Source organism: Deinococcota bacterium (genome assembly GCA_030858465.1).
Classification (GTDB): Bacteria; Deinococcota; Deinococci; order Deinococcales; family Trueperaceae; genus JALZLY01.
The window spans coordinates 1-2,702 of the sequence record JALZLY010000310.1 but is presented as its reverse complement, the minus strand read 5'-3'; the positions used below and the strand labels follow the sequence as shown (position 1 = coordinate 2,702).

Annotated in this window: 3 protein-coding genes; all 3 read right to left on the bottom strand. The window is 64.5% G+C overall.

Features of this window, described 5'->3' with window-relative positions:
* The coding region (locus tag M3498_15425) for a TRAP transporter large permease subunit (GenBank protein ID MDQ3460669.1) at positions 1-712 on the bottom strand (712 nt) is incomplete at its 3' end.
* A gap of 184 nt (positions 713-896) precedes the next feature.
* Positions 897-1,898, bottom strand: a complete 1,002-nt coding sequence (locus M3498_15420) for a TAXI family TRAP transporter solute-binding subunit (protein ID MDQ3460668.1) — start codon at positions 1,896-1,898, stop codon at positions 897-899.
* Positions 1,899-2,020: 122 nt separating this feature from the next.
* On the bottom strand, positions 2,021-2,702 hold a 682-nt coding region (locus tag M3498_15415), incomplete at its 5' end, for an aldolase/citrate lyase family protein (GenBank protein ID MDQ3460667.1).

Sequence of the window (2,702 nt, the reverse complement as noted above, 5' to 3'; positions counted from 1 at the left end):
CCGCCAAGGAGAAGGCGAAGCGGATAAAGTAGTCGCCGACGCCCGAGACCTGCAAAAAGGCCGAGAAGACGACGAAGAGCACCAGATAGGTGGCGGAGACCTGGGTGGTCACCCCGAAGACGCCGTTGAGGCTGTAGATATAGGTAAAGAGGCGCTCGGGGCTGTAGCCCCGGTGCTCGAGCACGCCCGGCAGGTAGGGCCCCAAAAAGCCGTAGGCGATAAAAATCAGCGCCAGGATCGGCAGCGCCAAGCCCAGGGTGCGCCGGGTCAGCTCGAGCACCAGCAAGAGGCCGATGACCGCGACCACGTAGTCCATCGTCTGCGGGACCACGCCGACGCGAAAGAGAAGGCTCTGCAAGTTGGCGTAGATATAGTAGGCGCAGTACAAGCTGGCCCCGATCAAGACCCAGTCTAGAAGCGGCACCCGCTTGTTCTCCCGAGCGCTCGACCAGCCGGCGAAGAGCGCGAAGCCCAAGGCCGAGGCCAAGGCCAGGTGGACGCTGCGAAAAACCCAGGGATCGATGGCGTAGATATTGAGCACGTAGATATGAAAGAGGACAAAGCCGACGGCCAGGGCGTAAAAAATATAGTGCTGCCAGCTAAGCAGGCTGCGCTCGTTGGGGAGTTTGTCCTCGATAAAGGCGGCGTCGGCCGCGATGTTGGCGATGCGTGGATCAGGGTCAGGAACCACGGGCTTATCGGGTTGTGCCATGTACAGTTCTCCTTATGATCTCACGAGACAAGGTAGGCCTGTAACTGTATGTCTATAGTAAACCGTGTACCTGTACACAGTAGGACACCGGAATCCGCACGTTTGCTCTAGGGCTTGCCGGTGAGAACCGGCAAGCCCGTGAAGGTGGTCCCTTGCAGAGGAGCGTGAGGGACCACCGTAGTAATTAGTTGCCGGCGGCGGGGCTGTATTCCGGGGGGATGAGGGCTTCGGGAATAGAAATGCCGATCTCCTCGAAGTAGCGAATCGCGCCGGGATGCAGCCACAAGAACGCGTTGTTGGGGAGCATGTTTTCCGGCACCGTTTCCTCGGCCGACTGGTGGGTGTCGATCAGGAACTGCTGGTTCTCGAGCACCGTCTTGACCATCTCGTAGACGAAGTCTTCGGGCAGGTCGGCGTGGCCGATGGCGACGTTGTACATGCCGACCGTCACCAGATCCTCGTCCAGGCTGGTGTAGGCGCTGGCGGGAATGGTGTCCGGACCCAGGTAGAAGAAGGCCTCCAAAAGCTGTTCTTGTTGCTCCTCGTCGAAGGTGAAGATGTTGGCGCTGCGCTGCGCTTCGATCTCCAAAAAGGAGGCGATGGGGATGCCCGCGGCAAAGGCGAAGCCGTCTATTTGCCCGTCCATGAGCTGCGAGGCCAGGTCGCTGGCGCCCGCCTGTCTCACCCGGATGTCGATGCCGAGCTGCTCGAAAAAGCGCGGGAAGTAGGTGCCGGGGGTGCCGCCCGCGGGGCCGACGCCGACCGCGCGGCCCTGCAGGCCTTCGATGGTGTCGATGCCCGAGCCCGCCAGGGTGATGATGTGAAAGGGGGTGCCGTACATGGGGAAGAGCGCGCGCACGTCGCGCATCTCCACGCCGCCGGTCCAGTCGCCCTCGCCGGTCCAGCCCTCCCAGGCCGGGCCCATGGTGACCATGCCCAGCTCGACGTTCTGGTTCTGCACTAAGAGCATGTTCTGGTTGGGGCCGCCGGTCACCTCGGTGCTGGTGGAGACGCCCAGTTCCTGCTGGATAAGATTGGCCCAGCCGCCGCCGTAGATGAAGTAGGTGCCGCCCACCGAGGCGGTGCCGATGGTGAGCGAGCTCGGCCAGCCCTCGCGCTGGGCCGTGGCGCTAGCGAGCAGCAGCGCCGCTATGAGGAGTGTCAGTGTTCTAAACGGTCTTGCCATGTCTCAACCTTTCGATCTTCTTGAATTGTGCCTAGTACTCGTACCTAGTCCGCACCGCGCCTGCACCTTGTCCGCGGCGCTTGGATCATGAGCCTGGCTCACGGTTTGCAGGCTGGAGTCCACTAGCCCTCTGGGCTCTTCGCTTCATCGGTCTCGGCGACCACCTCCTCCCGGCTTGCTTCTAAGAGTTGACGTGCCCAGCGTACCACAGGCGGGTCGATCATCTCATCCCCCAGCCGCAGGGCGCCGCCCGCCTCCACGCCCGCGGCCGCTCGGACGATGCGCCGGGCTCGCTCGAGTTCGTCGCTACTCGGCGCAAAGGCCTCCCTGACCGGGGCGAGCTGCTTGGGGTGAACGAGCAGCTTGCCGCCAAAGCCCAGCGCGCGCGCGAGCTTGGCGTCGCGGACGAGCCCCGCCTCGTCCTCGAGCTTGGGCCAGACCCCGTCGATGGGCGGCTCGAGCCCCGCCGCCCGGCTGCAGCTCACCAGCCGCGCGCGGGCGTAGAGGAGCGCCTCGCCGTCGGGCGACCAGCTCGCGCCGATATCGGCCAGAAAGTCGAGCGAGCCGAAGGCCAAGCGCTCCACTCCGGCGTGAGCCCTGGCCAGGGCGAGCGCCTCCTCCACGCCCAGCGCGCTCTCGACGAGGGCGATGAGTGGGAAGCCCGCCTCGGCGCAAGCCTCGACGTCCTCTGGACCCTCCGCCTTGGCGAGCATGACGGCGCCCACACGCAGGCCGCGCAAGGCCGGCAGGTCCGCGGCGAAGGCTTCACTCCTCGCGCCGTTCACGCGCACTATGATGAGAGGG

Excerpts from the sequence above, each read along its gene's own strand:
- M3498_15420 (MDQ3460668.1), bottom strand. The coding sequence starts at position 1,898 with ATGGCAAGACCGTTTAGAACACTGACACTCCTCATAGCGGCGCTGCTG.